The sequence below is a fragment of the Mucilaginibacter sp. genome, assembly GCF_036383575.1.
Taxonomy (GTDB): Bacteria; Bacteroidota; Bacteroidia; order Sphingobacteriales; family Sphingobacteriaceae; genus Mucilaginibacter.
Genome location: NZ_DASVOB010000177.1, coordinates 1 through 1527 on the forward strand (window position 1 = coordinate 1; position 1527 = coordinate 1527).

2 protein-coding genes are annotated in these 1527 nt (G+C 42.0%); one reads left to right on the forward strand and one right to left on the reverse strand.

Features of this window, described 5'->3' with window-relative positions; all coding sequences use genetic code 11:
* Positions 1–263: hypothetical protein (locus tag VF500_RS06430; protein ID WP_330858873.1), on the reverse strand; the 263-nt coding region annotated here is incomplete at its 3' end.
* 206 nt (positions 264–469) lie between these two features.
* Between VF500_RS06430 and VF500_RS06435 the strand changes: the two genes are divergently transcribed.
* Positions 470–1429 (forward strand): lipid A deacylase LpxR family protein, encoded by a 960-nt coding sequence (locus VF500_RS06435; RefSeq protein WP_330858874.1) that lies wholly within the window; start codon positions 470–472, stop codon positions 1427–1429.
* Positions 1430–1527: the final 98 nt, after the last annotated feature.

Below are 1527 nucleotides of genomic sequence, written 5' to 3' on the forward strand. Positions count from 1 at the left end.
TAGATAGAAATCCCCGCGGTGTTGGCGCTCATACCAACCTGAAAAAACTCCCGGGTTGTTCCGTTAGCGTATTTTATGGTATAAGATCCATATCCCACATTAGGATTACTAACAACCCGGCCTTCGGCGTTTCTGCCATCCTCAAACCATAGCTTACACCCCGGTAATATTTGAAGTATGCGCCTATGCAATGTTTGCATATCACTACGTTTTGGTTCAGGTTGGCTGGTGATATACTCTTCGGTTTGTTGCTGTACGTTCATATAAAATATGGGATTATGGGTTGTTTGCTTTGCCTTTTTAAATTTCGTTTTATTTTTAGTAATACCCTAATTCATTTCTTTCTCTTTCCTTTGATTCATCAGTCAAATTTCAAACTGTAACAACCCCTAATTTTATAACTGCTTTATTTGCATCGGGTTTTTTATATATTAGCGCACATATATACTATTATACTATATAAACCCCAATGCCTAATAAACTATTTTTAACACTGGTATGCCTGTTAAGCGCTACCTGTTTATTTGCACAAACCCGCGGTCATGAATTTGGTATTCAAACTGACAATGATTCATTCCTTGGTCAGGGATCTGACAGGTACTACACTAATGGTATTTTCTTTTATTACCGAAAAGCGCTTACAGTTAAACCAACCGAAAACGATCTCCAAAACAAAGTTTTAGGATTTGAGTTAGGGCAAAAAATGTTCAACCCTCAATCGGGCTATGTTCGCGGTCCCTTTGATATTGACAGGCCGTTTGCTGCATATACTTATATAGGTTCAACACTTAACTTACTGTACAAAAACGAAAGTAACCTGAAGCTTGGCGCCCAGATTGGCCTGGTAGGCCCGGCTGCGGGCGGCGAACCTGTGCAGAAGCTTATTCACAATACTTTCGGTTTTTACAAACTCAACGGCTGGCAATACCAGATCAAAAATGATGTGGAGCTCAATCTTTCGGCCGAGTATAATAAGCTGCTGGCCCGTGCCTCATGGATTGACATGAGCTTTAGCTCATATGCCAACCTGGGTAACGGTTTTACCGGCGCTGGTGCAGGAGGCATGGTACGCCTGGGAAATTTTAACCAGCTGTTCAATTCTATCAGTACCCAAAGTACGGTATCAACCGGCGGCGAGGAAAAATTACTGCACAAGCACGAGATCTTTTTTTACTACCAGCCTTTAGCCAATTTGGTTGGTTATGATGCAACCATCCAGGGCAGCCTGTTCCGCAAACATGACGACCCAAACAGCCTGGAAGTTGTTTCAGAAAAGAAACCGTTTATATTTAGCCAGCAGGTAGGTATAGCTTTTACAACCAGCCGTTTCGCTTTTGATATAGCTGCGATATTCCATACCAAAGATGCCAAGGAGATGATCCGCTCGCATCAGTGGGGATCAATTACCGGGTTTTACAGGTTTAAGTAGAGAGATTAGAGGTTGGTGATTAGAGATTAGGAGGACCTTTAACCGTCGTTATGTCATTGCGAGTACCCATCAGGGAACCTGAAAAAAAATGAAATGAC